We start from the raw sequence: 2,328 nt of genomic DNA on the forward strand, positions 1-2,328 counted from the left end.
AATAGCTTAGACGCAGGAGCCACGCGGATCGAGGTGGAGCTTTTCGAGGGTGGCAAAAATAAAATCGTGATCCGCGACAATGGGGCGGGGATGAGCCGCGCCGATGCGATTCTGGCGCTCCAGCGCCACGCCACCAGCAAGATTCGTAGCGCCGACGATCTTTTCTCCATCCACACCCTCGGCTTTCGCGGCGAGGCCCTGCCCTCGATTGCGTCGGTATCGGACTTTCGGATTCTGACCAAGCGCTCGCAAGACGAGACAGGCACGGAGTTGATCGTGCGAGCCGGGGAGCTGGCTGAGGTGCGCGATGCTGCCGCGCCTGACGGCACGCAAATCACCGTGGAGAACCTATTTTTCTGCGTCCCGGCGCGCCTGAAGTTCCTCAAGACCACCCAGACCGAGCTCAACCATGCCACAGATTTTCTGCACCGGCTGATTCTGGCCTACCACACCGTTGGCTTTCGGCTCACCCACGACGGCCACGAGCTGATCTCCTATCCCGGCTCCTCCGACCCGCGCCAAGCGCTGGCCGCGGTCTATGGCCGCGATGTGGCCCGTGAGATGGTGCCGCTTCTCTACGAGTCGCCGGGACTCACCGTGCGTGGCTCGGTGAGCAAGCCCAGCGTGAGCAAGGCCACCCGTAGCGCCCAGGCGTTCTTTGTCAATGGCCGCCATGTGCGCAGCCGCACGGTGCAGCACGCCTTCGATGCTGCCTTCTCGCGCCTGATGACCACGGAACGCCACCCGGTTGTCGCGCTGTTTGTGGAGATTGCGCCGGAGCTAGTGGATGTCAATGTCCACCCAGCCAAGACGGAAGTCCGCTTCACCCGCGATGGCGAGGTCTACGCCGCCATCAGTCGTGCGGTTGAAAACGCCTTGCTCACCGGCGGCCTCGTCCCCGAGGTGACCGTCCAAGCCTCGCTCCCCGAGATCGCCGCGCCCACCACTCTCACCATGCCCGACATGGGCGAGCGTGGCAGTGACCGCCTCGCGCCACCCCTACGCACCAGCCTCTCGAACTACGTGATCCCTCCTCCCCCCAACCCCCTCCTCCCCACCCTGGGAGGAGGGGAAGAAAGTAAGGGAGACGGTTCGCCTTCCTCCCAGGATTGGGAGGAGGGTACGCCCTACATCGGCTTCGATGGCTACAAGATCGGGCGGCTGCGCGTGCTGGGCCAGTCGCGCAACACGTATATTGTCGCCGAGACCGACGACGCGATCTTGCTCATTGACCAGCACATCGCCCACGAGCGCGTGCTCTACGAGCAGATGATGAACGGCGCAACGGAGAATCAGAGCGCCTGGGGGGTAGTGACGCAGCATCTTGCGGTTCCCCAGACCCTGGAGCTCTCGCCGGCGGATGCACGGGTGGTTCAAGAGCGACTGGGTGCCCTCGAAAAATCGGGATTTGTGCTGGAGCCCTTTGGCGGCGAGACGTTTATGGTGCGCGCCGTACCGGGGCGCGTCGCGGACAAGCCGTACCTAGAGATTCTCAAAGAGATCATTGAGGAGCTGACCCACACCAGTGTTGCGCGGCGCTTGCTGGTACCCCATGAGTCGGCAATTATCATGGCATCGTGTAAAATGGCGGTAAAGAAGGGCGATCCACTCACGATGGATGAGATGACGCGCCTGTTAACCGACCTGGCCCAGATGCGCAATCCCTTCACCTGTCCACACGGTCGTCCTATTTTACTGGCCCTCTCCCACCACGAGATGGACCGCAAGTTCCACCGGATTGGTCCACACTGAAAATTTGCTTATGAAACGTTTTGCTCTCATTCTTGCCATCTGTCTCTCGGCGCTTCCTCTTACTGCGTATGCCCAGCCTGCCTGGTCGCCACGCGTTCAAGTTCAGGGAGCCGAGCTGCGCGTCAATGATGTGCTAGTGCTCCGTGCCCGGAGTGCGGTTGGAGGAATTGCCCCCGTGGATCGCGTTCAGCTCAGCGCGGAGCGCCTCCGCGAGCTCACGCTTACAGGACTGGAGCCACGCGAGGTTCGAGTGGATGTGGAGACGGAAACCCGCTACCGGACCGAGACTCGAACCATCACCAGAATGGTCGAGAAGACCGTGACGCGCCGGATCAAGAAAAAACGCCGTAAAGTCACGATCTCTGTGCCGGTAAAGACAAAGCAGGCCGTCCAGGTTCCCTACAGCGTCGAGACAGAGGCACGCCTGATTGCCCGAGGGAAAGTCATTGCCATGGCAACCCCAACGGAGGCCAGGGCCTCTAGCCTGAGCCGTCCCTCTAGCCTGGTCGAGAGCTGGGCATCGTCGCTGCGGCGGGCGCTGGCTGTGCCAGGCATCGAGGTGAGTGATAACGGCCA

At 62.0% G+C, this 2,328-nt stretch carries 2 protein-coding genes; both read left to right on the top strand.

The features are described 5' to 3' along the window. The coding region (gene mutL, locus RMO15_RS00100; RefSeq protein WP_309706708.1) for a DNA mismatch repair endonuclease MutL at nt 1–1,752 on the top strand (1,752 nt) is incomplete at its 5' end. A gap of 10 nt (nt 1,753–1,762) precedes the next feature. Further along, the coding region (locus tag RMO15_RS00105; RefSeq protein ID WP_309706711.1) for a hypothetical protein at nt 1,763–2,328 on the top strand (566 nt) is incomplete at its 3' end.

Origin of the sequence: Armatimonas sp., assembly GCF_031410135.1 — a bacterium.
Taxonomy (GTDB): Bacteria; Armatimonadota; Armatimonadia; order Armatimonadales; family Armatimonadaceae; genus Armatimonas.